This is a genomic window from Pseudomonas sp. TWR1-1-4, assembly GCF_049897165.1.
Classification (GTDB): Bacteria; Pseudomonadota; Gammaproteobacteria; order Pseudomonadales; family Pseudomonadaceae; genus Aquipseudomonas; species Aquipseudomonas canadensis.
Window position 1 is genome coordinate 118,673 of sequence record NZ_JAFCVS010000007.1, and the last position, 25,806, is coordinate 144,478.

Annotated in this window: 22 protein-coding genes and 1 tRNA gene; 15 read left to right on the forward strand and 8 right to left on the reverse strand. The window is 61.7% G+C overall.

Annotation, left to right across the window (positions count from 1 at the left end; all coding sequences use genetic code 11):
* Positions 1-67: 67 nt before the first annotated feature.
* Positions 68-757, forward strand: a complete 690-nt coding sequence (locus tag ACP7C6_RS22585) for an energy-coupling factor ABC transporter permease (RefSeq protein ID WP_426109345.1) — start codon at positions 68-70, stop codon at positions 755-757.
* A 65-nt stretch (positions 758-822) separates the two neighbouring features.
* Positions 823-1,038 carry a hypothetical protein gene (locus ACP7C6_RS22590; protein WP_003171680.1) on the forward strand — a complete coding sequence of 72 codons (216 nt, stop codon included), beginning with the start codon at positions 823-825 and terminating at the stop codon, positions 1,036-1,038.
* On the opposite strand, the gene yacG is transcribed toward ACP7C6_RS22590, so the two are convergent.
* From yacG to ACP7C6_RS22610, 4 genes are read right to left on the reverse strand one after another with little or no spacing between them, the layout of a single operon-like run.
* A complete protein-coding gene (gene yacG, locus ACP7C6_RS22595; protein ID WP_028618792.1) occupies positions 1,035-1,235 on the reverse strand; it encodes a DNA gyrase inhibitor YacG in 201 nt (66 codons plus the stop codon). The two genes, ACP7C6_RS22590 and yacG, sit on opposite strands and share 4 nt — an antisense overlap.
* Positions 1,232-1,855 carry a dephospho-CoA kinase gene (coaE, locus tag ACP7C6_RS22600; RefSeq protein ID WP_028618793.1) on the reverse strand — a complete coding sequence of 208 codons (624 nt, stop codon included), beginning with the start codon at positions 1,853-1,855 and terminating at the stop codon, positions 1,232-1,234. The genes yacG and coaE overlap by 4 nt, the downstream gene beginning before the upstream one ends.
* The gene (locus tag ACP7C6_RS22605; RefSeq protein WP_426109267.1) at positions 1,852-2,718 is read right to left on the reverse strand and encodes a prepilin peptidase; all 867 of its coding nucleotides are present in this window, start codon (positions 2,716-2,718) and stop codon (positions 1,852-1,854) included. Before ACP7C6_RS22605 ends, coaE begins: the two co-directional genes overlap by 4 nt.
* Positions 2,715-3,923, reverse strand: coding sequence for a type II secretion system F family protein (locus ACP7C6_RS22610; RefSeq protein WP_353631831.1), 1,209 nt, complete (start codon positions 3,921-3,923; stop codon positions 2,715-2,717). Before ACP7C6_RS22610 ends, ACP7C6_RS22605 begins: the two co-directional genes overlap by 4 nt.
* A gap of 202 nt (positions 3,924-4,125) precedes the next feature.
* Here ACP7C6_RS22610 and ACP7C6_RS22615 point away from each other — a divergent pair, with 202 nt between their 5' ends.
* The 4 genes from ACP7C6_RS22615 (at position 4,126) to ACP7C6_RS22630 (ending at position 6,547) form a co-directional block, all read left to right on the forward strand.
* Positions 4,126-4,539: a pilin gene (locus tag ACP7C6_RS22615; RefSeq protein ID WP_353632606.1), complete on the forward strand. Its 414-nt coding sequence runs from the start codon at positions 4,126-4,128 to the stop codon at positions 4,537-4,539.
* 35 nt (positions 4,540-4,574) lie between these two features.
* Positions 4,575-5,975, forward strand: coding sequence for an O-antigen ligase family protein (locus ACP7C6_RS22620; protein WP_426109268.1), 1,401 nt, complete (start codon positions 4,575-4,577; stop codon positions 5,973-5,975).
* Positions 5,976-6,023: 48 nt separating this feature from the next.
* A tRNA-Thr gene (locus ACP7C6_RS22625) sits at positions 6,024-6,096 on the forward strand.
* 145 nt (positions 6,097-6,241) lie between these two features.
* Complete coding sequence (locus tag ACP7C6_RS22630) at positions 6,242-6,547, forward strand: DUF6388 family protein (protein ID WP_426109269.1); 306 nt, start codon at positions 6,242-6,244, stop codon at positions 6,545-6,547.
* A gap of 150 nt (positions 6,548-6,697) precedes the next feature.
* Here the strand turns inward: ACP7C6_RS22630 and nadC are convergent, their stop codons facing one another.
* A complete protein-coding gene (nadC, locus tag ACP7C6_RS22635) occupies positions 6,698-7,546 on the reverse strand; it encodes a carboxylating nicotinate-nucleotide diphosphorylase (RefSeq protein WP_028618799.1) in 849 nt (282 codons plus the stop codon).
* Between the two features lie 191 nt (positions 7,547-7,737).
* Here nadC and ACP7C6_RS22640 point away from each other — a divergent pair, with 191 nt between their 5' ends.
* From ACP7C6_RS22640 to ACP7C6_RS22660, 5 genes are all read left to right on the forward strand, one after another.
* Positions 7,738-9,861 carry a DUF1631 domain-containing protein gene (locus tag ACP7C6_RS22640; RefSeq protein WP_426109270.1) on the forward strand — a complete coding sequence of 708 codons (2,124 nt, stop codon included), beginning with the start codon at positions 7,738-7,740 and terminating at the stop codon, positions 9,859-9,861.
* Between the two features lie 61 nt (positions 9,862-9,922).
* Complete coding sequence (gene ampD, locus ACP7C6_RS22645; RefSeq protein ID WP_068936009.1) at positions 9,923-10,486, forward strand: 1,6-anhydro-N-acetylmuramyl-L-alanine amidase AmpD; 564 nt, start codon at positions 9,923-9,925, stop codon at positions 10,484-10,486.
* A complete protein-coding gene (ampE, locus tag ACP7C6_RS22650) occupies positions 10,483-11,319 on the forward strand; it encodes a regulatory signaling modulator protein AmpE (protein WP_028618802.1) in 837 nt (278 codons plus the stop codon). Before ampD ends, ampE begins: the two co-directional genes overlap by 4 nt.
* Before the next feature lie 1,439 nt (positions 11,320-12,758).
* A complete protein-coding gene (locus ACP7C6_RS22655; RefSeq protein ID WP_426109346.1) occupies positions 12,759-13,463 on the forward strand; it encodes a methyl-accepting chemotaxis protein in 705 nt (234 codons plus the stop codon).
* 126 nt (positions 13,464-13,589) lie between these two features.
* Entirely contained in the window at positions 13,590-14,018 is a 429-nt protein-coding gene (locus tag ACP7C6_RS22660) for a hypothetical protein (protein ID WP_028618804.1), read from the forward strand.
* Here ACP7C6_RS22660 and ACP7C6_RS22665 read toward each other — a convergent pair.
* Together ACP7C6_RS22665 and cra are read right to left on the reverse strand one after the other, a co-directional pair.
* Positions 13,968-14,744, reverse strand: coding sequence for a TatD family hydrolase (locus ACP7C6_RS22665; protein WP_426109271.1), 777 nt, complete (start codon positions 14,742-14,744; stop codon positions 13,968-13,970). The genes ACP7C6_RS22660 and ACP7C6_RS22665 overlap by 51 nt on opposite strands.
* Positions 14,745-14,746: 2 nt before the next feature.
* A complete protein-coding gene (gene cra, locus ACP7C6_RS22670) occupies positions 14,747-15,742 on the reverse strand; it encodes a catabolite repressor/activator (RefSeq protein WP_068936017.1) in 996 nt (331 codons plus the stop codon).
* A 293-nt stretch (positions 15,743-16,035) separates the two neighbouring features.
* On the opposite strand from cra, the gene ptsP reads away from it, so the two are divergent.
* The 4 genes from ptsP to ACP7C6_RS22690 are packed head-to-tail and all read left to right on the forward strand — an operon-like array spanning position 16,036 to position 23,122.
* Entirely contained in the window at positions 16,036-18,894 is a 2,859-nt protein-coding gene (ptsP, locus tag ACP7C6_RS22675; protein WP_426109272.1) for a phosphoenolpyruvate--protein phosphotransferase, read from the forward strand.
* Positions 18,895-19,815 carry a 1-phosphofructokinase gene (gene pfkB, locus ACP7C6_RS22680; RefSeq protein WP_426109273.1) on the forward strand — a complete coding sequence of 307 codons (921 nt, stop codon included), beginning with the start codon at positions 18,895-18,897 and terminating at the stop codon, positions 19,813-19,815.
* 11 nt (positions 19,816-19,826) lie between these two features.
* Positions 19,827-21,536, forward strand: coding sequence for a PTS fructose-like transporter subunit IIB (locus ACP7C6_RS22685; RefSeq protein WP_426109274.1), 1,710 nt, complete (start codon positions 19,827-19,829; stop codon positions 21,534-21,536).
* A gap of 44 nt (positions 21,537-21,580) precedes the next feature.
* Positions 21,581-23,122 (forward strand): alkaline phosphatase D family protein, encoded by a 1,542-nt coding sequence (locus ACP7C6_RS22690; protein WP_426109275.1) that lies wholly within the window; start codon positions 21,581-21,583, stop codon positions 23,120-23,122.
* A 53-nt stretch (positions 23,123-23,175) separates the two neighbouring features.
* On the opposite strand, the gene ACP7C6_RS22695 is transcribed toward ACP7C6_RS22690, so the two are convergent.
* Positions 23,176-25,701: a sulfite reductase flavoprotein subunit alpha gene (locus ACP7C6_RS22695; protein ID WP_305383530.1), complete on the reverse strand. Its 2,526-nt coding sequence runs from the start codon at positions 25,699-25,701 to the stop codon at positions 23,176-23,178.
* Positions 25,702-25,806 lie beyond the last annotated feature (105 nt).

Sequence of the window (25,806 nt, forward strand, 5' to 3'; positions counted from 1 at the left end):
AGTCCCGCTATAAAACGTCGGTGTAGACTGACAATCCGACTGATTTTCCAACATGGAGCGTGCTGCCGTGATCAGTGCCGCGATGCTGGCGCCGACAACCCTGGGCGTCGGCTGGCTGTTGTATGCCCCCGTTGTGCTATGGGCGGTCATACGGTCACCTTGGGTCGAATTGTTTGCCGACCGTCGACGCCAACATTTGCTGTTCGGCACCGTGTTCGCGTTGTTCATACTGTGGCTGGTGCGGCGGGATTTTGATACCGGCGTGTCCTACCACTTCATCGGCATGACCGCCGTGACCCTGCTGCTGGATTGGCCCCTCGCAATCGTCGGCGGCTTTGCCGCCCAGGTGGGCTTGATGGTGTTGGGTCGCCAGGACTTGGCCGCCCTTGGCATCAACGGCCTGTTGCTGATCGGGCTGCCGGTGCTGGTCACCGAGGCCTGCGCGTTGCTGGTGGAGCGAGCGCAACCGCGCAATCCCTTTGTGTATATCTTCTGTTCCGGTTTTTTTGCTGCTGCTCTGTCGGCGCTGCTTTGCCTGCTGTTCGGGCTCGGGCTGCTCTGGTTCGACGGTCGTTTCGCCATGCCGGAATGGCTGGAAGATTTCATCGGCTACCTGTGGCTGATCATTTTCCCCGAAGCCTTTATCAACGGCATGGTCATCAGCGCCCTGGTGGTGTTTTGCCCTGAATGGCTGGAGACCTTCAACCGCACGCGCTACCTCTCGACACCTTGGAAGGATGAAGATTCGCAGCGTTGACCCAGATCAAATCCAGCGCACGCAGCCAGGCCCATGCTCTGCAGAATTTTTCAGGAGCATGAAACATGAGTGTGTACGAGTGGGCACGGCAGGAGTTGCGCAGAAGCCAGGATGCGGCACAGGAAATCGGTTTTGACCCAGGCCTGACCCTGCGCGCCATGCTCAGCGCAGTGGTGCAGCAGAGCAAGGGTGTGCGCAGTTTCGAAGACCTGGCCGACGAGCTGCAATACCTTGCAGAGAACCTCGACGACCAGCAGGAATACGCCTTTATGCGCCCTTAGTGGCGTGGCGGCAGGTCTTCGGAAAACAGCTCGTCTTCGGCCTCCGGGGCCACGGGGATCTTGTGTTCCTCAGCGGCCCAGGCGCCCAGGTCAATGAGTTTGCAGCGGTCCGAGCAGAACGGCCGGTTGAGGTTGGTCGCTTTCCATTCCACGGGTGCGCCGCAGGTTGGGCAGTCGACGGTCAAGGGTTGGCTCATGATCGGCCTCCACGCAAAGTAAGGTAAAAGTGGTGCAGTCGCTCGACCTCGCTGTGCAGCCAGGCGAGGTCCTGGTCATTGACCAGTACGTCATCGGCATGTTTCAGGCGGTCTTCACGGCTGGACTGCGCCTTGAGAATCGCCTGCACCTGCTGTTCGTTGATGCCGTCGCGTTGCAGGGTACGCTGAATCTGCAGCGATTGCGGCACGTCGATCACCAGGATGCGCTGGGTCATGCTGTACTGGCCCGACTCGATCAGCAGTGGCGACACCAGGATCGCGTAAGGTGACGTCGCGCGCGCCAGGTGGCTGCGGATCTCTTCGCCAATCAACGGGTGCAGCAGGGCTTCGAGCCAGCGGCGCTCTTCGGGGACTTCAAAGATCAGCGTGCGCAATGCGGCGCGGTCCAACTGGCCGTCAGGTTGCAACACGCCGGCACCAAAGTGCTCAGCGATGCGTACCAATGCCGGGCGGCCAGGCTCGACCACCCAGCGGGCGGCGTGATCGGCGTCCACCAGGTCGATACCCAGGTCGATAAAGTGCTGCGCCGCCGCGCTTTTGCCGCTGCCGATACCGCCGGTGAGGCCGAGAATCCAGGGTGTTGCAACAGAAGTGGTCATCTGAAACCGACAGACTGCAAATAGAAGTCGGTTATTTGATCACTCCAGAGCAATGCAATCCAGCCGGCAATTGCCAGATACGGACCAAACGGCATCGGTGCCGACGCCTGGGCCTTGCGCAGGCGCATCAGGATCAAGCCGACGAACACGCCGACCAACGACGACATCAACAGCGTCATCGGCAGGATCTGCCAGCCGCCCCAGGCACCGAGCAGTGCGAGTAACTTGAAGTCGCCGTGGCCCATACCGTCCTTGCCGGTAGCCAGCTTGAACAGCCAGAACACGCTCCACAGGCTCATGTACCCGAACACCGCGCCCCACAGGGCGTCGGGCAATGTCGTCAACAGGCCGAACCCGTTGACGATCAGCCCCAGCCACAGCAGTGGCATCACCAGCACATCCGGCAACAGTTGATGGTCGGCATCGATGAGGCTCATCGCCAACAAACCCCAGCTCAGCACCAGCACTGCGCCCGCTTGCCAGCCAAAGCCGAAATGCCAGGCGACCCAGGCCGAGATCAGTCCACACGCCAGTTCAGTAAGCGGATAGCGGGCGCTGATGGCACCTTGGCAATGGGCACAGCGACCTCGCAGGAACAGGTAGCTGAGCAGTGGGATATTTTCCCACGGCCGTATCGGATGGTTGCAGTGCGGGCAGCAGGAATTGGGGTGCATCAGGTTGTAGGTCGGCCCAGCGGGATCGGCGGGTAGACCGAGCACTTCATGGGCCTGGGCGCGCCATTCCCGTTCGAGCATTTTTGGCAGGCGCCATGCCAGCACGTTAAGGAAACTGCCGACGATCAGCCCCAGTACACCCGCCATCACGACAAAAGCCCACGGATGCGCAACCAGTAACAGGCTCAAAACGCGCTCCCCAGCTGGAAGACCGGCAAGTACATGGCGATTACCAGCGCACCGACAATGCTCCCCAGGATCACCATGATCAGCGGCTCCATCAGGCTGGTGAGGTTGTCGACCAGGTTGTCCACGTCGGCCTCGTAATGGTTGGCGACCTTTTCCAGCATGCGGTCCAGTGTGCCTGACTCCTCGCCGATGGCAGTCATCTGGATTGCCATACGAGGAAACAGACCGCTGGCGACCATGGATTGATTCAATGCCATGCCGGTGGATACGTCGTGTCGCATATGCTCGATTGCCTGTTTGAACGGCCCTGAACCAACGGCGCCGGCCACTGAATCCAATGCCTGAGCCAATGGAACACCCGCTGCGAAGGTCGTGGACAGTGTGCGTGCGTAGCGGGCCACGGCCGATTTTGTCAGCAGTTTGCCTGCGAGTGGGGTTTTCAACAAACCGGCGTCCAGCCAGCGTCGAAAAGCAGGGACGGCGCGATAGAAGTGGCGCAATCCCATGCCTCCCGCGAGAACGCCAAGCGCTACGATCCACCAGGCCTTCTGCATGAACTCGGACAGGGCGATCACCTGCAAGGTAAAGCCGGGCAGCGTGCCGTCGACGCCGGCAAACAGATTCTGGAATTGCGGCACGACGTGGATCAACAAGACGCCAGTGACAAGACAGGCCACCGCCAGCACCGCGATCGGATAGGTCATGGCTTTTTTGATCCTGGCCCTTAACTGCTCACTCTTTTCCCGATGAATCGCCACGCGCTCCAGCAGGGTTTCCAGTGCTCCGGCCTGTTCGCCAGCGGCCACCAGGTTGCAAAACAGCTCATCGAAGCAGCGAGGCTTTTTGCGCAAGGCGTCGGACAGGCTGGAACCTGCGGCAATTGCTTGTTTCAGTCCTTGCACCAGCTCACGCACAGCGCGGTTTTCGAAGCCTTCGCCGATGATGTCGAAGGCTTGCAGCAGGGGGATTCCGGCCTTCAGCAGCGTCGCAAGTTGGCGAGTGAGCAGGGTGATATCCGTCGATTTGATCGGCGGTGTGAGTCCCCGTAGAGCGGAGGATTTCTTGCGCACATGGCCTGGGCTGATGCCCTGTTGGCGCAACTGGGCCCTGACCCAGGCAAGATTGTGCCCCGTGGTTTGCCCGCACACCCTGCGTCCTTTGCGATTGATGCCTTCCCAGGCGTACAGCGTTAAAGCGTCGTCCATGTCAGCGTTCCGCACAGAGGTCGTCGAAGATTTATAGCTTAGTCAGGTGACGGATTCGGGCTGGCGGGTGCAGCAGGATAAAATGTCAGAATGTGCGACTTGTACGCGATTGAGCGGCTGCGCATGAGTACACTGGCGCCGCTGCACAACACGGGGCGCAGGACGCGCCTTGTCATGAGTTCTATCCTGGAGAGTGAATGTGATACGTCAAAAAGGTTTTACCCTGATCGAGTTGTTGATCGTCGTGGCAATCATCGGCATTTTGGCCACCATCGGCCTGCCCATGTACACCACCCACCAGGCCAAGGCCAAATTCACCGCCGGCCTGGCTGAAATCACCGCGTTGAAGCCAGGGTATGAAGACACCCTCAACCAGGGCACGGTTCCTACGCTGGCATTGATCGGCGGCACCAGCCCGACAGCCAACTGCAAGATTGGCGTGGCTGGGGACGTTGCCACAGGCGCAGGCTCGATCAGTTGCGAAATAATTGATGCGCCGGCACCGGTGCTGGGCAAGACCATCAACCTGACGCGCGATGCCACCACCGGTTGGAAATGCACCACCACCGCTGACGCAAAATATGTCGCCAAAGGCTGCGGCGCCGACGGCGCTTGACTGCTAAACCCTCCACAGGGAAGTTGAGGTGGCCGATGGTGTTATCCCTAGAGCAGCGTGGCAGTATTTTCCTGGTGGCGGTGGTGTGCCTGCTGGTTGTCGGGATCTGTGCTCCCTTCAGTGGGCATGATCTGCAGCGGGTGATGCAGATTGCCATCGGTGCTTGCGCGGTGCTGTATGGGCTGTCGGTCACCCGCGTTGAACGGCTGGTTGACCGGCCCACAGCCTTGGGCCTGATGCTCATCATCGGGTTGGGGCTGGTGTCTTCAATGCGGGCTCACCAACCGCTGTGGGCACTTGTCGAAGTGGTATTATTCATCAGCTGCGGCGCGATTGCCGTAGCATTTGCCTTGGCGCGGCGTCAGGGCGGTCAGTCTTTGGATCGCGCCTTGATTGTGTTCGTGGTGCTGCTGTGCCTGATCAAGTCGATTCAATACACCTACGCCGGTGCTCTGGCGTTCATCAGCGCGGAGGGGAGGCTGGATCCCGACTTGTTGCTGTCTGGCTTTTCCAACAAGCGTTTCTACGGCCAGTTCCAGACACTTACCTTGCCGCTGCTGGCGCTTCCTTTGTTGATCCCCACGCTTTCTCGCCCACTCAAGGCCGCGGTGTTTGCGCTGCTGTGCGTATGGTGGCTGATTGCAGTGGGTGGCGGCACGCGTGGCACCTGGCTTGGCATGGGCGCGACGGGCGTGGTGCTGGCGGTGCTAGGACCATGGGGCCGGCGCTGGCTGGGTTGGCAATTGGCCGCAATGCTGGGGGGACTGTTGTTGTATTGGCTGGTGTTCAAGGTGTTGGCGGATTACCTGGGGATCGAAATCGCCAATGCCGCCAGCGATCGCCTCACAACCACATTGTCGGGACGTGGTCCGATTTGGTGGCAGGCCTGGCATATGCTCGTCGAACGGCCTTTGCTGGGGTTCGGGCCAATGCAGTTCGCCGATATCGCCAACAGTATTGCCGCTCACCCTCATCAGGCCATTTTGCAATGGGCCAGTGAGTGGGGTGTGCCATCGGCGTTGTGCGTCGCCGTGTTGGCATGGCGCGCAGGTTGGGCCACGCTCGGTGTATTGCGTGAGCGTGCACAGAGCACGGAGTGGGCAGACCTGCTGCGGCTCTGTCTGTTTGCGGCGTTGGTCGGTGCATTAGTGCAGTCCATGGTCGACGGCGTGATCGTGATGCCTAACTCCCAGGTCTGGCTGGCGTTGGTGGTGGGCTGGCTGATGGCGTTGCATGTCTGGCGAACCCCGCAAACCGGCCAACTGCCATTGGCCTGGGGCGCTTGGAAAACCCTGGGGCTGCTGGCCGTTGGTCTGTTGATCGTTATCGCCGTGCGTGACGTGCCTCACATCGCGCGAGCCCAGCAGCAGTACCTGAGCAGCCATGACAACATGCTGCAACCACGCTTTTGGGCTCAAGGCGTGATTGCCCGCTGACGGTGGCAAGTTGCCGGACTCCCGATGCGGTGCTAGCTTTAGCCCACCGCCCGTGTAGCTCAGCCGGTAGAGCAGCGCACTCGTAACGCGAAGGTCGCAGGTTCGATTCCTGTCTCGGGCAAAAAGGCAACATCGGCAGCACTGTTTTCCGTTGATCCCAGAATGGTTCTGAAGGCCAGACGAGCTGGCATTTGCGCCCGCTCTTTTGTATCTGCGCAACCTTGATGACCCAGATGCATCCCCATTCCTCGATCTAAGAGAACGACATGACCACGACTGAAATGACCCAGGAAGTTCGGCATCAAGCAGCCCTCGAGAAATACCTCGCGGAGTCGCCGCAGCTCAAAGAAGAGATCAAGGACCTGAGCGCCGATGATCAGCGCGACCAGATCCAGTGGGCATTTGAGGACGAGGCCGAGAGCCAGGGCTACCAGCCTTGGGAGCTGACCCTCAAGTACACCTCGACCCCGGAAGAGTTCGAAGCGGCGCGGCTGGCCTTGCACAAAGAGGCGGCCGAGGTGCTGGGTGTCGAATGGGAAGAGTACTGCGAGATGAACGACCTGGTCGTCTGAAGTTTGTAGTGAGCGGGCTTGCCCCGCGCTGGGTGGCGTAGCCGCCCAAAAATCTACCGCCGCGTTCTAATTGATATAACGCTGTGGTTTTATTGGGGCGGCTACGCCACCCAGCGCGGGGCAAGCCCGCTCACTACTGCTTGCAACGGTTTAGATGCTCAGGCGCATCGACAGATCCACCGCCTTCACATCCTTGGTCATCGCACCAATCGAGATGTAATCCACCCCGGTCTCAGCGATGGGCAGCAGGGTGCTTTCATTGATCCCGCCGCTGGCCTCCAGCTTCGCCTTGCCGCCGTTCAGGCGCACGGCTTCACGCATATCGTCCAGGCTCAGCTCATCGAGCATGATGATGTCCGCGCCCGCCGCCAAGGCTTCGCGCAGTTCATCCAGGCTTTCCACTTCGATTTCCACCGGCTTGCCGGGCGCGATCTTGTGGGCGGCGGTGATCGCCTGAGCAATGCCGCCACAGGCAGCGATATGGTTTTCCTTGATCAGGAACGCGTCATACAAACCGATACGGTGGTTGTGGCATCCGCCGCAGGTCACGGCGTACTTCTGCGCCAGGCGCAGCCCCGGCAAGGTTTTGCGGGTGTCCAGCAGCTTGACTTGGGTACTGGCGACAAAATCCGCCAGGAATTGCGCGCGCGTAGCGACCCCGGACAGCAGTTGCAGGAAATTCAACGCACAGCGTTCGCCGCTCAGCAGCGAGCGTGCCGGGCCTTCAAGGTGGAACAGCACCTGGTTGGGGCTGACGCGTTCACCGTCGGCCACCTGCCAATGCACCGCGACCCGTGGGTCCAACTGGCGGAACACCGCATCCACCCATGCCGTACCGGCGATAACAGCCGTGTCACGGGTAATGATGGTGGCCGTGGCCAGCCGTTCGGCCGGTATCAATTGCGCAGTAATGTCGCCGCTGCCGATGTCTTCCAGCAGTGCGCGGCGCACGTTGGCTTCGATTTCGGCGGTGAGGTCGGCAAGACGGAGATTCGGCATAACAGGCTCCACAGACAAAGTGCCCCGATTATAGGGGCAGCGAGCGTTCGAACCCAGGCTCACCACTCATTTACCGCGCAAAGTCAGAGTTTGCTGGCGCAACCCCCCTCATTTGCAAGATAATCTCGCGCCTTGCAATTGGCGTCATAGCTTTGACGTTCAGACCAATACCGCCGTTTCAGGAGGCCAGGATGCACAATGACGGAAAGGTGGTGCCCTTCAACAAGGCGCCCGCCACGCCATCGCCGCTCGCCCGACTGCCGGTGGTGTTACTGCAGGTCCGCGACAAGGCGGCGCAACAGTTGCAGCAAGGGCTGCAGGACTTGTTCGATAACGCCGACGACACCTTGTTCGAAATGGCCGACAAGGCGCGTAACAACCTGGATCACCATATTTTCTTCGAGGCCATGCGCGACCTGCGCCTCAAGCGCAAGAATTTCGAGCGTGTGTTCATGGAACGCCTGTTTGAAGCCTTCGCCAGCCTGGGTCAGGCAGGGCGCGGGGAATTGCAGTTGGTGCCGGTGGTTTCCTACGACGCAGCACCAGGTTCATCCAAGGATGACCTGGAAAAAGCCGTGGCGCTTGAAGCCATGCTGGGTCGGGTGCGGCACCGTGATGGCTTGGCCTTGGCGCAACTCACGGCGCGCTTGAGCGCGTTGCTCGGCAATCGCCTGGATGATCGTGAAAACCCACTGGGGCCTGCACTGTTGTGTGAGTTCTTCCTGCGGGCGGGGCGCAGCCTGGGCGTGGAAATTCGCGTCAAACTGATCATGCTCAAGTTGTTTGAAAAGTACGTGCTCAGTGACGCCGACCAACTGTACGGCGAAGCCAATCAATTGCTGGTCGCGACGGGTGTTTTGCCTGAGCTGAAGGCCGTACCGTCCCGTCGGATCGAGGCGCGTGAGTCCCGTGAACTTGCGCGCGAGGAAACCTTGCCGCCTGTCGACGAAAATGGCCAGGAAGCCTTCGCCGCGCTCCAGCCGTTGCTCACCGCAGTCCGCGGTAGCGTGGCGCCGACCCTTGAAGCCAGCGCCGAAACCTTGCCCATTGCTACCCGTGACCTGCTGCGCTTGCTCTCCCATTTGCAGCAGTACGTGCCGGAGCCTGAGGTCGAGGATGATTTTGACCTGCGCAACCAGCTTGAGCAGTTGCTCACTCGCGTCAGCGTCAAGAGTGGTAAATCGCGTGTGGTGGAGGAGGCGGACGAAGATGTGATCAACCTGATCGCGCTGCTGTTTGAGTTCATCCTCAACGACCGCGCTGTGCCCGATGCCTTCAAGGCCTTGATCGGTCGCCTGCAGATTCCGATGCTGAAAGTGGCGGTGCTGGACAAGAGCCTCTTCAGTCGCACCAGCCACCCGGCGCGGTGCCTGCTCAATGAAATTGCGGCGGCTGGCATGGGCGGCGGCCAGCGCGACCATCTGTACCTGCGCATTGAACAGGTGGTGCAGCGCTTGCTTAACGAGTTTGTCGAAGACCCGACGATTTTTTCCCAGTTACTTGCTGAGTTCAGTGCGTTTACCGCGGATGAGCGGCGGCGCAGCGACTTGCTTGAACAACACACCCGCGATGCCGAGGCCGGGCGCGTGCGCACTGAAGCGGCCCGCCAGCGCGTGGCCGATGTGCTGAACAAGCGGTTGTTGGGCAAGACCCTGCCGCGTCCGGTCGTGCAGTTCCTGCAGCAGGCCTGGAGCCAGGTACTGTTGCTGGCCAGTCTCAAGCATGGCGAGCAGTCGGTGCAGTGGCAGGCGGGGCTGCGCACCATGGACGAACTGATCTGGAGCGTCGGCCTACAGCAAGACACCGAAGCTGGGCGTCATTTGCTGGAGCAACTGCCGGGCTTGCTCAAGGCCTTGCGTGACGGGTTGACCAGTGCCGCGTTCGACCCCTTCAGCACCCGCGAATTCTTCGTGCGTTTGCAGGCCCTGCATGTCCAGGCCGCTGAGGGTGTCGACGAGTGGATCGAAGTGCTTGAACCCTTTGTGTTGACCTCGGCCTCACTCGATCCGGTCCACGACCTCCCGGACAACGACCCCGACCTGCTGAAAGCCCGACAACTCAAGGTGGGTGGCTGGGTGGTATTCGAGGAAGACGAAGCCACTACGCTGCGCTGCCGGCTGACGGCGATCATGGCGCCGGCCGACACCTATATCTTCACCAGTCGCACAGGGCTCAAGGTGTTGGAGAAAAGCGCGGGCCAACTGGCGTTGGCGTTCAAGGGGGGGGCGCTGCATACCCTGGAGGACGGCCCATTGTTCGAGCGAGCGTTGACCGCCGTGGTGGGCAAGCTGCGTCAACTCAATCGCGGCAAGTGATCGCAACCGGAGGGTCGAACGCGGCATACTGGTCAAACGTTGTCTCGTTCAAGGAACCGGTATGCAGTTGGACCCCATCAGCGGTTGGTGCAAGGGCATTCGTCATTGCCCTTCGCCCAACTTCAACGAGCGCCCCGCCGGCGAGATCTCACTGTTGGTGGTGCATAACATCAGCTTGCCACCGGCGCAGTTCGCCACCGGCAAAGTGCAGGAATTCTTCCAGAACCGCCTGGATGTCACGGAACATCCCTACTTTGCAGGGATCGCTGACCTACGGGTGTCTGCGCATTTTCTGATTGAGCGCGATGGTGCGGTGACGCAGTTTGTGTCCTGTCTCGACCGGGCCTGGCATGCCGGGATCTCGCAATTCGAGGGTCGGGAAACCTGCAATGACTTTTCCCTGGGGGTGGAGCTTGAAGGTACGGATGACCAGCCGTTCACTGACGCTCAATATGTGTCATTGATCGATCTGACCCGTCAGTTGCTGGCGGCTTACCCCGGCATTACGCCCCAGCGTATTTGTGGTCACAGCGATATCGCTCCGGGTCGCAAGACCGATCCCGGCCCGGCTTTTGATTGGACGCGCTTTCGCAGCGCCCTGCAGGATGGAGGACACGCACGATGAGTTTCCTGGTGTTGGTGTTGGCCGTATGGATCGAGAAGTTCTCGGCCCTGCGCCAGCGGTTGCAGCGTGATGGCGGTTGGCTGCGTGAACTGGCCAAGCTGGAATCGAGCCCGCGCATGGGCAAGCAACCCTGGCTGATCCTGGCATTGCTGGTGTTGTTGCCGGTGGCATTGCTGGCGTTGCTGCTGCTGGTGTTGGAGCCGGTGGCTTACGGGCTGTTGGCACTGCCGGTGCACCTGCTGGTGGTGATCTACAGCCTGGGCCGTGGTGATCTGCTCGCCGGACTCGGCCCCTTCCGCGATGCCTGGCGACGTGGCGATCTGCAAGCCGCCGAGCATGTGGCCGAGCGTGACCTGAACCTGAGCGCCGACAGTGGCGAACAACTGCTCGAACGCGTCCAGGGCCATCTGTTGTGGCAGGCCTACCAGAGCTTTTTCGCGGTGATTTTCTGGTACTTCCTGTTGGGCCCGGTTGCCGCGCTGGCTTATCGCCTGCTCGCACTGGCCAGTGAACATAGCAAGAACCCTTTGGTGGCTGAGCGGGCCGGGCAACTGCGCCACGCATTTGACTGGCTTCCGGTGCGTCTGCTGGCGGCCAGTTTTGCCCTGGTGGGCAACTTCGTCGCCGTTGGCCGTGTGATGCTGCACGAACTGCTGAGTTGGGACATCAGCGCTGCCCAACTGGTGGAGAAAGTCGGCCTGGTTGCCGCGGAAATCCCGCCACCGGCGGTCGGTCCCGATGGTATCAACAGCCTGGACCGGCTGTGGGAACTGCTGCTGCGCGCAGCGGTGCTGTGGTATGCCGGGTTTGCGATCTGGACGGTGCTGCCCTAACGCCTCAACTCATTAACCTTAAGTTACAAAACTCCCTTTCAAATTGAGCTATACAGATGCTGGCTAACTGCCGCCCTGCGCCTCAATAAAAATAAAAGAAAGGGAGTTCACCTGTGAAGAGCTTGCTCTATCCCGCCGTCGCGCTGATGAATCGCCTGAGCTTCGGCATGAAGTTCAGCTTGATCAGCGTGTTGTTCCTGCTGCCGATGCTGGCGACCAACTATTACCTGGTGCGTGATTCGTGGCGTGAATTCCATGGCACACGCGTGGAGCTGCAAAGCCTCGACTTGCTTGGGAGCAGCCTGGCCCTGCGCCGCGATCTGGAAACCCTCAACAACCAGGTGCAGATCAACGCCACGCTAGGCCAGTCCGGTAAGGCGGGCGACCTTGAGGGCAAGATCAGCGCCTTGGAACAAAGCGTGTTGAGTCGCCTGCAAAGCCTCAACGCCATGACGACCGAGCCCGAGCAAATGGCCGCGTTTGACGCCAAGCGCGACGAGTTGATCGCTGCCTTCAAGGCCCAGCAGCAGGAAACGTCGCTGCTGAGCAAAAGTGCGCTGATCGGCAAATTGCTCAACAAGGCTCAGATGCTCAGCCAGATCATCGCCAGCCAATCCGGCTTAAGCCGCGATTCGCAAAGCGATCTGCGCCAACTTAGTGAGCTGATCACCAGCGTGACCCCGCAGGTCACCCAGACATTGGGCGAAGGCCGGGCAATGGGCGCTTATTCTCTGGGCCAAGGCTTTCTCAATTCGTCGTCCAGCACACGCTTTGACGAACTGTTGCAGCAATTGGAAAAACTCCAGGCCGAATATGGCCTGAAGTTGCAGGATGCCTTGGGCGCCAGCAAAGCCGCGCATGCGGCCCTCGACAGCCTGGCCAGTACCAGCAACACCAGCCTCAAGCAAGGCAGCGAGTTATTCGAAGAACAGGTGGTGATGGCCGAAACCCTCGACGCGCCCTGGCAGGATTTCTACGACGGGGTCAGCCGGTTGATGGCCCAGACCTATCAGTTGGATGACGCCACGCTGACCTTTCTCGGACAGCAGTTGGAACAACGCCTGGCACAGAACCGCACGCACATGGTGGTGTTGGTCGTGGCCCTGAGCGCGGTGTTCCTGTTGATTTTCTACTTGTATGCAGGCTTCTACGCCTCAACGCGTACCACGTTAAGCCGTCTGGGCGCGATGATGGATAAGGTCGCGGCCGGTGACATGACCGTCACCTTTGTTGCGCATAGCCGCGATGAGCTGGGTGACCTGGGCCAGGTGTTCAACGGTACCGTGGCGAAGATCCATGATTTGATCGAGCGCGTCGGGCACACCGTCAGCCAGGTCGAGTTGCAGGCCGGGCAGGTGGAGACGGTCTCGGCCCAGAGCAATCAGGCGGTTTCCGGGCAGCGTACGCAGATCGAGCAGGTCGCGACCGCGATGAACCAGATGTCGTCCACCGCCCAAGAGGTCGCGCGAAGCGCGGCAGCGGCGGTCAGCAGTGCCCACAGCGTAAACGCCGAAACCGTCAGCGGCCGTGGCCTGGTGCAGTCTCAGCAGGGCAGCATTGCGCGGCTCGCCACGGAAATCGATCAGTCGGTGCGGGTGATCAACCAACTGGCCACCGACAGCCAGTCCATCAGCAGCGTGCTGGAGGTGATCAAAAGCATTGCCGAGCAAACCAACCTGCTGGCCCTTAACGCCGCCATCGAAGCCGCGCGCGCCGGCGAGCAAGGGCGTGGGTTTGCGGTGGTGGCCGATGAGGTGCGCACCCTGGCGCGACGCACCCAGCATTCCACCGAAGAAATCGAACAGATGATCAGCGGCTTGCACAGCGGCGTAGCGGCGGCCGTGAAGGCCATGGGCAGCAGCCATGAAATGGCCAGTGGCACCGTGGAACAGTCGGAAAAAGTCCAGCAAGCCCTGGAAAATATACTCGGTGCCGTCGGGATGATCGTCGATCAGAACCAGCAGATTGCCGCCGCGGTGGAGCAACAAACCGCCGTCGCCCACGATATCGACCAGAACATCGTTGCAATCAATCGAGCTGGTGAACATGCCGCCGAAGGCGCGCATCAGACCGAAGCGGCGAGTCGCCAGTTGTCGCTGCAGGTGATTGAGCTGAAACAATTGATCGGCGCGTTTCGTGTGTGAGTTCGGAATGTAGGATTTGTCGTTTGCTGGCGTGGTGCTTGTCCTGATATCGCTGCGTCTCTTTTCAGGAGTTTTGAATGAGTGAAAATTGTTTCATTCGATTTAATGTCCTAAGGAGGCGCAGCGATGAACGCTGTAATCGGCATCAAGGGGCACTGCGCTCACTGTGATATCACTTTTAATCTCAAGCCTTGGCAACTGAATGCCATCGCCATCGAAGAACCGTTCGATTGTCCTTACTGTCAGTGGATCTTGCAGTTGAACTGCCCTCGACAGTTGCGTCAATTCAGGTCTCTGGATCATTGGGCACTGGTGCGTCCGAGCATGGTGATGTTGACCTGCACGGTAATGATCGTTGCGCTGGTGGCAGAGTGGGTGGGTCTGATGAGTGTGATCGGCCAATTCAACATCTCGCTGGTGGTGTTGCTCGTGCATTTCCTGGTGTTGCGATACGCCCGTTACCGCCAGCGCATGACGTTGAATCTGCAGTTGGTCACGCCCGCGCTACCAATCGAACAGCTCGCACGCATTGCGTGTGCTCGCCTCAGCCAGTAATAGAGGGCTGGTATCCATCAGCTCGGCAAGCGCTGTGCAGATAGCCGGCAGGTGTTCGGGGCTGTTGCGTTGGCCGGGATACATGGCGGGCGCCATATCCGGTGAGTCGGTTTCGAGTACCACCGTGTCCAACGGCAGGTGGGCCAGCACCTTGTGCATGCGCAGGGCCTGAGGCCAGGTGGCGGCGCCGCCCAAGCCCAGTTTGAAGCCGAGCTTGATGTATTCACGGGCTTCTTCGCGGCTACCGGCAAACGCGTGGATGATGCCGCCACGGGGCAGGCGAATGCGCTTGAGGGTCGCGATGACGGCGGCGTGGCTGCGACGCACGTGCAGCAGTGCTGGCAATTGGAAGTCCACCGCCAGTTTCAGCTGCGCTTCAAACAGGCTCTGCTGGCGTTCGCGGTCCAGTTGTTCGAGGAAGTAATCCAAGCCGATTTCGCCCACGGCGCACAGTTGCCGGTGGCCGTGCAGGCGAGTCAGCCAGTCGCCCAGTTCCGTCAGGTCGGCGGGGCGATGGTCATCGAGGTACACCGGGTGCAGGCCAAAGGCAGCGAACAAGCCTTCATCCGCTTGCACCAGGTCCCATAACCGCTGCCAATTCTGCTGATACACCCCCAACACCACCATGCGTTGCACGCCCAAGGCTCGGCTGTGGGCGAGGACTTCCCGGCGATCGCTGTCGAAATCCGGGAAGTCCAAATGGGTGTGGGTGTCGATCAGCTCCACGCTCAAGCCTCGCGAATGCGTTGCTTGAACGTCCGGCCGATGGCATGCACGCCGGGTTGGTACTGTTCGTCTTCTACCGCGGCCAGGGCCAGGCGCAGCGCGGTCTCGGCGATCAGTTGATGTTGCTGGGCCATGGCGTTGACCGGCAGCGGCAGGAAATCCAGCAACTGGGTATCACCAAAGGTGCCCAGGCGCAGCGGCCGTGATTTGAGCGGGAAATCATGCAGTGCGTCGAACACGCCTTGCAGCAGCACGTAGGACGTGGTCACCAGTGCGTCAGGCAAATGCCCCAGTTGCTGCAGAAGTTGCTCCATCAACTGTCGGCCACAGTCGCGACTGAAGGCTTCGCCGTGTTCGACGATCACTTCGCCGGTGAACCCGCGCAGCGCCTCGCGGAAACCGGCGGCACGTTCCTGGCTGATGCTTAGCTCGGGCCGAGCGCCGATCAGCACGATCTGCTTGGGCAGGGGTTGCAACAGGCTGCTGGTCAATTGCTGGCACGCCTGGCGGTCGTCGCTGACTACCGAGCAGAAATGATCTGCGCCCATCACCCGGTCGATAGCGATCACTGGCAGCCCCTTGGCCTGCAACTCGCGGTAACTGTCATCGCTGGCCGGCAAGCAGCTGGCGACAAACAGCGCATCACAACGACGGGCGCGGAACAGTTGCAGCAGTTGGCGTTCGCTGTCGGCGTCATCGTCGGAGCTGGCGATCAGCAGTTGATAACCGCGTGCCCGTGCGCCTTGCTCCAAGAGCTTGGCGATGCGCGCATAGCTGGGGTTTTCCAGGTCGGGCAGGATAAAGCCCAAGGTGCGCGTGTGCCGACTGCGCAGCCCGGCGGCCTGGGGGTTGGGCGTAAAGCCATGGGCTTCGACCACGGCACGCACCCGTTCGACGGTGGCACTGCTGATGCGTTGCTGTTCAGCCTTGCCATTGATGACGTAGCTGGCGGTGGTCACGGACACACCGGCAAGACGCGCGATATCACTGAGTTTCAAACCGGGATTTCCTTGTTTTCTGGAGCTTGCCCCGACATTTTCTCCAATCGTAACCGATTCCTGTACACGACCAATGTCCTGGCTCAAGCGCCGAGTGGTTCTTCAAGGATGCGCAATTAACGCGTAGTCTTCCATAAGATCTAGATTAAACGTTTCAGCCAGCGTATTTTTACGACGTTCGCGACGGAGTGGCTACTGCCAATTGACTGCTCAGTCAGTAATTCTTGAACACCATTTACACTGTTTGTTTAAAACAATACCTAGTGCGCCACCGCACTAACTAGGAGAACGGCATGCTTGAGCTCACTGTAGAGCAGATTTCCATGGGCCAGGTGGCCGTGGACAAATCTGCTGCCTTGCACCTGCTCGCTGAAAAACTGGTGGCCGACGGCCTGGTCGCCGAGGGTTACCTCAGTGGTTTGCAAGCCCGTGAAGCCCAAGGCTCGACCTTCCTTGGCCAAGGTATCGCCATCCCCCACGGCACCCCCGAAACCCGTGACCAGGTGTTCTCCACCGGTGTGCGCCTGCTGCAGTTCCCCGAAGGGGTGGACTGGGGCGATGGCCAGATCGTGTACCTGGCCATCGGCATCGCCGCCAAATCCGACGAACATCTGCGCCTGTTGCAACTGCTCACCCGCGCCCTTGGCGAAACCGACCTGGGCCAGGCCCTGCGCCGTGCCGGCAGCGCCGAAGCGCTGTTGAAACTGCTGCAAGGTGCGCCACAGGAACTGGCGCTGGATGCGCAGATGATCAGCCTGGGCGTGTCCGCCGACGATTTCGAAGAGCTGGTATGGCGCGGCGCACGCCTGTTACGTCAGGCCGATTGTGTGAGCAATGGTTTCGCCGCGGTGTTGCAGCAGGTGGATGCGCTGCCCCTGGGCGATGGCCTGTGGTGGTTGCACAGCGAGCAGACCGTCAAGCGCCCAGGACTGGCGTTTGTCACCCCGGACAAACCCATGCGTTACCTCGGTCAGCCGCTCAACGGCCTGTTCTGCCTGGCCAGCCTGGGCGAAGCCCATCAGACGTTGCTCGAACGCCTATGTGCCTTGCTGATCGAAGGTCGCGGCCAGGAACTCGGCCGCGCCACCAGCAGCCGCGCCGTGCTTGAAGTGCTCGGCGGTGAATTGCCTCCAGATTGGCCCACTGCGCGCATCACCCTGGCCAACGCCCACGGCCTGCATGCGCGCCCGGCGAAGATCCTTGCGCAGTTGGCGAAAAGTTTTGAGGGCGACCTCCGAGTGCGCATCGTCGATGGCCCGGTCGGCGCCGTGTCGGTGAAAAGCCTGAGCAAACTGCTGAGCCTCGGTGCGCGTCGCGGCCAGGTGCTGGAGTTTGTCGCCGAGCCGACCATTGCCGGCGACGCGCTGCCCGCGCTGTTGGCGGCGGTGGAAGAAGGCCTGGGTGAAGAGGTCGAGCCGCTGCCGACTGTGAATATCCAGCCTGAAGTCGTCGATGTCGAGCCAGTGCTCAGCGCACCCTTGGCCGGCAGCCAGATCCAGGCCATCGCCGCCGCGCCGGGCATTGCCATCGGCCCAGCGCATATCCAGGTTCAGCAGGTCTTCGATTACCCACTGCGTGGCGAATCCTCGGCGATCGAGCGCCAGCGCCTGCACAGCGCCTTGGGTGATGTGCGTCGTGATATCCAAGGCCTGATCGAACGCAACCCGTCCAAGGCGATCCGCGAGATTTTCATCACCCATCAGGAAATGCTCGACGACCCGGAACTCACCGACGAAGTCGACACCCGCCTCAAGCAAGGCGAAAGCGCTGAAGCGGCGTGGATGAGTGTGATCGAGGCGGCCGCCAAGCAGCAGGAGTCGTTGCAGGATGCTTTGCTCGCCGAGCGTGCCGCCGACCTGCGTGACATTGGTCGCCGCGTGCTGGCGCAACTGTGTGGCGTCGAAACCGCCCAGGAGCCGAGCGAACCTTACATTCTGGTGATGGATGAAGTCGGTCCGTCCGATGTGGCGCGCCTGGACCCGGCGCGCGTCGCCGGCATCCTCACTGCCCGTGGCGGCGCGACGGCCCACAGCGCCATTGTCGCTCGTGCGCTGGGTATTCCGGCGTTGGTTGGTGCCGGTCCGACGGTGTTGCTGCTGGCCGCCGGTACGCCGTTATTGCTGGATGGCCAGCGCGGCCGCCTGCATGTGGACGCCGACGCCGCTACCCTGCAGCGCGCAACGGTCGAGCGCGACACCCGCGAACAACGCTTGCAAGCCGCCTCGGCGCAGCGCCATGAACCGGCCCTGACCCGCGACGGGCATGCCGTGGAGGTGTTTGCCAATATCGGCGAAAGCGCCGGGGTTGCCAGCGCGGTGGAGCAGGGCGCCGAAGGCATTGGCTTGCTGCGCACCGAACTGATTTTCATGGCCCACCCGCAAGCGCCGGACGAGGCCACCCAGGAAGCCGAATACCGTCGCGTCCTCGACGGCCTCGCCGGTCGCCCGTTGGTGGTGCGCACCCTCGATGTCGGCGGCGACAAACCGCTGCCGTATTGGCCAATCGCCGAGGAAGAAAACCCCTTCCTCGGCGTGCGCGGTATCCGTCTGACCCTGCAGCGCCCGCAGATCATGGAAGCGCAGTTACGTGCGCTGCTGCGCTCTGCGGATAACCGCCCGCTGCGCATCATGTTTCCCATGGTCGGCAGCGTCGATGAATGGCGCGCAGCCCGCGACATGACCGAGCGCCTGCGCCTGGAGATCCCGGTGTCGGACTTGCAACTGGGCATCATGATCGAAGTGCCGTCGGCGGCACTGCTCGCGCCGGTGCTGGCCAAGGAGGTGGACTTCTTCAGTGTCGGCACCAACGACCTGACCCAGTACACCCTGGCCATCGACCGTGGCCACCCGACCCTGTCGGCCCAGGCCGATGGCCTGCACCCGGCGGTGTTGCAACTGATCGACATCACCGTGCGCGCCGCCCATGCCCATGGCAAATGGGTCGGCGTGTGCGGCGAGCTGGCTGCGGACCCGTTGGCCGTGCCGGTGCTGATCGGCCTGGGCGTTGATGAGCTGAGCGTGTCGGCTCGCAGCATTCCCGAAGTGAAGGCGCGTGTACGCGAATTCAGTCTGAGCGAGGCCCAGGGCCTGGCGCAACAAGCACTGGCGGTGGGCTCGCCCGCCGAAGTGCGAGCCCTAGTGGAGGCCGTGTAGATGGCAAGGATTCTGACCCTGACGCTGAACCCGGCGTTGGACCTGACGGTACGCCTGGCGCGCCTGGAACCGGGTGAAGTCAATCGCAGCGAAACCCTGCTGACCCATGCCGCCGGCAAGGGTGTGAATGTGGCGCAGGTGCTGGCCGATCTTGGCCATGAACTGACTGTGGGCGGCTTCCTCGGCGACGGCAACCCGCAGGCCTTCGAAGCGCTGATTGCACAGCGTGGTTTTACTGATGCGTTTATCCGCGTGCCCGGTGAAACCCGCAGCAATATCAAGATTGCCGAGCAGGATGGCCGGGTCACCGACATCAATGCACCGGGGCCGCAGGTGACGGAGCAGGCGCAGAGCGCGTTGCTGGAAAAACTGGCGCAGATTGCCCCCGACTTTGATGCCGTGGTGGTGGCCGGCAGCTTGCCGCGCGGTGTTAGCCCGCAGTGGTTTCAAGCGCTGTTGGAACAGTTGAAACGCTGTGGCTTGAAAGTCGCCCTGGACACCAGCGGCGAAGCGCTGCGCGCCGGTTTGAAAGCCGGCCCGTGGCTGGTCAAACCCAATACCGAAGAACTGGCCGATGCACTGGGTAATGCCCCGGATGCCATCAGCCAATTGCATCAACAAGGTGTGGAACACGTGGTGGTTTCCGACGGCGCCGCCGGCGTGAGCTGGTACAGCCCAGGCGCATCGCTGCACGCCACACCGCCCAAGGTCGTGGTCGCCAGCACCGTCGGCGCCGGCGACTCGCTACTGGCCGGGATGCTCCACGGTCTGCTCACGGGTGATACGCCGGAGCAAACCTTGCGCCGCGCCACGGCGATTGCCGCGCTGGCGGTGACGCAGATCGGTTTCGGCATCAGCGATCACGCGCAGTTGGCGCGCCTCGAAAGCGGCGTCCACGTGCGCGCGCTGACAGAACAATAAGAGGGTTTGTGATGAAGTTAGCCATTGTTACCGCCTGCCCGAACGGCATGGTCACCAGTGTGCTGTGCGCCCGCTTGTTGGACGCCGCCGCACAGCGCCAGGGCTGGAGCACCAGCGTTGAAGTGGTGGATGTGCAGCGCCCGGAACGCCAGTTGTCCCAAGCCACGATCGACGACGCCGAATGGGTGTTGCTGGTCAGCAGCACCCCGGTGGCTATGCAGCGGTTTGTCGGCAAGCGCGTGTTCCAGAGCACGCCGGCCCAGGCGCTGGCGGATGTCGACGCGGTGTTGCGCCGCGGTGCCGAAGAAGCCCAGGTGTACGTTGCTACGCAGCAGGCGGCCAAGAATGCACCGCGTATTGTTGCCATCACCGCTTGCCCAACCGGCGTGGCACACACCTTTATGGCCGCCGAAGCCTTGCAGCAGACGGCCAAGCGGCTGGGCTACGACTTGCAGGTCGAGACCCAAGGCTCGGTCGGTGCGCGCACGCCCTTGAGCCCGCAGGCTATCGCCGACGCCGACGTGGTGTTGTTGGCGGCGGATATCGAAGTCGCCACCGAGCGCTTTGCCGGCAAAAAGATTTACCGCTGTGGCACCGGCATTGCCCTCAAGCAACCCGAAGCCACCCTCAACAAGGCCCTTGTGGACGGTGCGGTGGAAAGCGCGGCCAGCGGTGCCGTGGCCAAGCAAGAAAAGACCGGCGTGTACAAACACCTGTTGACCGGTGTGTCGTTCATGTTGCCGATGGTGGTGGCGGGCGGGTTGTTGATTGCCTTGTCCTATATGTTCGGCATCACGGCGTTTGAAGAGCAAGGCACCCTGGCCGCCGCGTTGAAAACGGTGGGTAACCAGGCCTTCATGTTGATGGTGCCGCTGCTGGCAGGCTACATCGCCTACTCCATTGCCGATCGTCCCGCCCTGGCCCCCGGTATGATCGGTGGGTTGCTGGCGACGACCCTGGGTGCAGGCTTCATTGGCGGGATATTCGCCGGTTTCCTGGCCGGTTATTGCGTCAAGCTGATCACCCGCGCGGTCAAATTGCCGCAAAGCCTGGATGCGCTCAAACCGATCCTGATCATTCCATTGCTGGCGAGCCTGTTCACCGGCCTGGCGATGATCTATCTGGTCGGGCCGCCGGTGGCGCGCATGCTGGTGAGCCTGACGGGATTCCTCAACACTATGGGCACTACCAACGCCGTGCTGCTGGGTGTGCTGTTGGGCGGCATGATGTGCGTCGACCTCGGTGGGCCGATCAACAAGGCGGCCTATGCGTTTTCCGTCGGCATGCTTGCCGAGCACAGTGGCGCGCCGATAGCCGCGGTGATGGCGGCGGGCATGGTGCCGCCCATCGGCATGGGCATCGCCACCTTCCTGGCACGCCGCAAGTTCGCCCAGACGGAGCGTGAGGCCGGCAAGGCGGCGATCATTCTCGGCATGGTGTTTATCTCCGAGGGCGCCATTCCCTTCGCGGCCAAAGACCCGCTGCGCGTGATCCCGGCCAGTATCGCCGGTGGCGCATTGGCTGGCGCACTGTCGATGTACTTTGGTTGCAAACTCGCTGCGCCCCATGGTGGACTGGCGGTGCTGGTCATTCCGAATGCGATGAACCATGCGCTGCTGTACCTGCTGGCGATTGTTGCCGGTAGCTTGCTGACCGGCCTGGTGTATGCGCTGATCAAACGTCCGGAAGCTGTCGAGTTGACTGTCGCACCGGTGTCATAACCCCATGCTTAAGTGGCCCTTTTGATAATCAAGAGGGCACCAGCATGAGCCACTTCGATCTTGGCCGCCGCCGCGTTATGCAAGCCGTCGGCGCCGGCCTGTTGTTGCCGGGCCTGGCCCCGGCGGTGATTGCCTCGGTCAAGGGCCGGCCGCAACTCACCGACGGCGTGCAGTCCGGCGACCTGCTCGGTGATCGCGCCATGATCTGGAGCCGCAGCGACCGCCCGGCCCGCATGGTGGTGGAGTGGGACACCCGCAGCGTATTCAGCAACCCGCGTCGATTTGTTTCGCCCCTGGCCGATAACCGCACCGACTTTACCGCCCGCGTCGAACTCACCGGGCTGCCCGCCGACCAGGCGATTTTCTACCGTGTGCACTTCGAAGATGCCCAGACCGGCATCGCCAGCGAACCCTGGTTTGGCCACCTGCGCAGCGTGCCGCAACAGCGCCGCGATATCCGTTTTGTGTGGAGCGGCGACACCGTCGGCCAGGGCTTCGGCATCAACCCGGACATTGGCGGCATGCGTATCTATGAAGCCATGCGCCTGCGCCTGCCGGATTTCTTTATCCACAGCGGCGACACCATCTACGCCGACGGTCCGGTGCCGGCACAGCTTACGGTCGAAAACGGGCGCATCTGGCGCAACATCACCACCGAAGCCAAGAGCAAGGTTGCCGAAACCCTGGATGAGTATCGCGGCAATTACCGCTACAACCTGATGGATGAAAACGTCCGTCGCTTCAACGCCGAAGTGCCGCAGATCTGGCAGTGGGACGACCATGAAGTGGTGAACAACTGGTCTCCAAGCAAGCAGTTGGATGAGCGTTACCAGGTCAAGGACATCAACACCTTGGTCGGCCGTGCGCGCCAGGCCTGGCTGGAATATTCACCGATGCGCCGGCAGAGCGCCGACGGCGGCGGACGGATTTATCGCAAGCTCAGTTATGGCCCGCTGCTGGATGTGTTCGTGCTGGACATGCGTAGCTATCGCGGACCGAACGATGACAACCTGGGCGGGGAAAAACCCTTCCTCGGCCGCGAGCAATTGGACTGGCTCAAGCGTGAGCTCAAAGGTTCGCAGGCGCAGTGGAAAGTCATCGCGGCTGACATGCCGATTGGCCTGGGTGTACCCGATGGTGAAGTGAGCCCTGGCGTACCGCGTTGGGAAGCGATTGCCAATAGTGACCCAGGCGCACCGCAAGGACGTGAGTTGGAAATTGCCGAACTGCTGGGCTTTTTAAGGGCGCACAAGGTGCGCAATCACGTGTGGCTGACGGCAGATGTGCACTACTGCGCCGCGCACCACTATCACCCGGATCGCGCGGCGTTCCAGGATTTCGAGCCGTTCTGGGAGTTTGTCGCCGGGCCGTTGAATGCGGGGAGTTTCGGGCCCAACCCACTGGACAAAACCTTTGGCCCCGAAGTGGTGTTCGAGAAGGCTCCGCCGGCACAGAACACCTCGCCGTTCGCGGGTTTTCAGTTTTTTGGTGAGGTGCAGATTGATGGGCAGACGGCGGAGTTGACCGTAATCCTGCGCGACCTGGATGGCGTCTCAGTGTTCGAACAAAAGCTACAACCCGCCTAAATCCCGCTCCCTGCAGGAGCCGGCAAGCCGGCTCCTGCAGTAAAGGGGGAAGGTCAGTAGACATCGCGCCGGTAGCGGCCTTGCTCGATCAAGCGCTCCACGGCCTCACTGCCGAGGATGTCCACCAGCGCCTGGTCCACTCCAGCCGCCATTCCCTGCAAACTCCCGCACACATAAATCGCCGCGCCGTCGCTTAGCCATCTACGCAGCACCTCGGCGGACTCGCGCAGACGATCCTGCACGTAGATTTTTTCCTCCTGGTCGCGGGAAAAAGCCAGGTCCAGCAACGCCAGGTCACCACTGGCCAGCCAGCCTTGCAGCTCGTCCTGACAGAGGAAGTCATGCTTGATATTGCGTTCACCGAACAGCAGCCAGTTGCGCTGCTGACCATCGGCAATGCGCGCCTTGAGCAAGCTGCGCAGGCCGGCCAGGCCGGTGCCGTTGCCCAGCAGGATCAGTGGCACGGGTACATCTGGTAGATGGAAGCCACTGTTGCGGCGCAGGCGCAGGCTGATGCTTGAGCCGAGGGCGGCATGTTCGGTGAGCCAGCCTGAACCGAGACCCAGGCTACCGTCGGGGTGGCGTTCCTGGCGCACGATCAATTCGAGTACGCCATCGCTGGCAATCGAGGCGATGGAGTATTCGCGCATGCCCAGCGGTACCAGCGCGTCCACCAGCGCCTGGGCATGCAGGCCGACCAGGTGGGCGCGATGCGTCGGCAATTGGCGAGTGGCCAGGGCTTGATCGAGGGTGTGCACCATGCCGTCGATCAGCACGCCGTCACTGCCGGCCAGGCCCAGGCCTTCGAGGAAGTGCTCGATGGCCCAGGGGCAGTTGCGCGGCAATACTTCCACCAGGTCGCCGGCCTGCCAGCTTTGCGGTGAAGGCGAGGTGAGGCCCAGCAAATAAACATCCGAGCCCGCGCTGTCGCGGTTAAGCAGGGAGCGTTGGCTCAGCGTCCAGTTTTCGTACTGGGCGGTCGGCCAAGCGGCCGCCGGGGCGTGGCCTGTCAGCTGGCCCAGTTGTTGTTGCCAGTGCAGCAGGGCGGTGGTGTCGCCGCTGTCGACTTCCACCGGGGCAAACAGTGCGTTGCCGCCCTGGTTGGTCAGCCAGAAGTGCAGGCGGCGTGCAAAGCCGCAGAAGTGTTCGTATTGACGGTCGCCCAGGGCCAGGACCGAGTAGTTCAAACCCTTCAGGGACAGGTCTTGGCCGAGCACACTGCGCTCGAAACCGCGGGCACTGTCGGGCGCTTCACCGTCGCCGAAGGTGCTGACCACGAACAGCGCATTTTCCGACTGGCGCAGATCATCCTGGCTGACGCTGCCCAGGGACTGCACCTTCACCGGCAAACCAGCCGCCTGCAATTGGCCTGCTGTTTGCCACGCAAGCTGCTCGGCAAAACCGCTCTGGCTGGCGAAGCCGATCAGCCAGGCTGGCGCATCGCTGGCGTTGGCCGAGAGGCCTTTACGCGCGTCACGCACCTGGCGTTTCTTGCGACGACGGTCCAGGTAAAGCAGCCAACCGGTGATGAAGAACAGCGGCATCAGCACCGAGCTGAGCGTGAGGATGATCCGCCCCGCCAGGCCGAAGTAACTGCCGGTGTGCAGCGCGTAGACGCTGGTCAGCAGTTGTGAGCCGAAGGTCTTGCTGGCGTAGCGGTCATGGGATTTCACCTCGCCGGTCGCCGGGTCCAGGTTGATCTGGTTCAGCGCGCGGTCATGGGGCGAATCGTCCAGCAGGTAGTAGACGGTGGCCGGTTGCCCGGCGACGGCCGGCATGCGGATGTTGTAAGCACTCAAGCCTGGGCCGGCGTTGCTGTAGATGCTGCTCCAGATCGCATCGTAATTGGCTACGGGCGCCGGGCCTTCGGGGGCCGGGCCGCGTTTGCGCACCCGTTCATTCTGTGGGGCGTCGGACAGCAGCTTGGTCAGGCCCTGGCTGTACCAGTCGTAGGACCAATACAGTCCGGTCAGCGCCGACAGCAGATAGGCCAGCAAGCACCAGGTGCCGAATACCGAGTGCAGGTCCCAGTTGAAGGCCCGGCCCTTTTTGCGCCAGTCCAGGGTCAGCCAGGCACGCCAGCTCGCCACTTGGCGCGGCCAGCGCAGGTACATACCGGACAGGCAGAAGAACACCAGGATCAGTGTGCAGGCGCCGGTGATATTGCGCCCGGTATCGCCCATCACCAGGAAACGGTGAAATTGCAGCAGGAAGCCGAAAACCTCCTGGCCGACCACGTCGCCCATGTAGTCGCCGGTGTAGGGGTCGAAATAGCGCAATTGCCCACGGCGTTCACCGGGTGGCGGGGTGAAGAACACGCGGGCGGCGTTGCCGCTCTCGCTCTCCACGAACAGCATGGCCACGGTCTGGCCTTCGGTGGCTTCCAGCTTGCGCACCAGCTCGGCGGGCGGCAGGACGCCGGCTTCGCGTTTTCCCACGGTCAGTACGCTGGGGTTGAGCGCCCGCAGTATTTCATCCTGAAACGAGACCGCAGCCCCGGTGATCCCCATCAAGGCCAGCACCAGCCCGGCGGTAATGCCGAAGAACCAGTGCAACTGGAATAGGGTTTTCTTCAACACGTCTGACCGCCTCGTTTATCCGGATATGTAGGGCACGGCGCGCATTATGCCGTGGCTTGTCGAGAAACATTCTGTTTGACACGCAAAAGCCCCACGCATCCGATG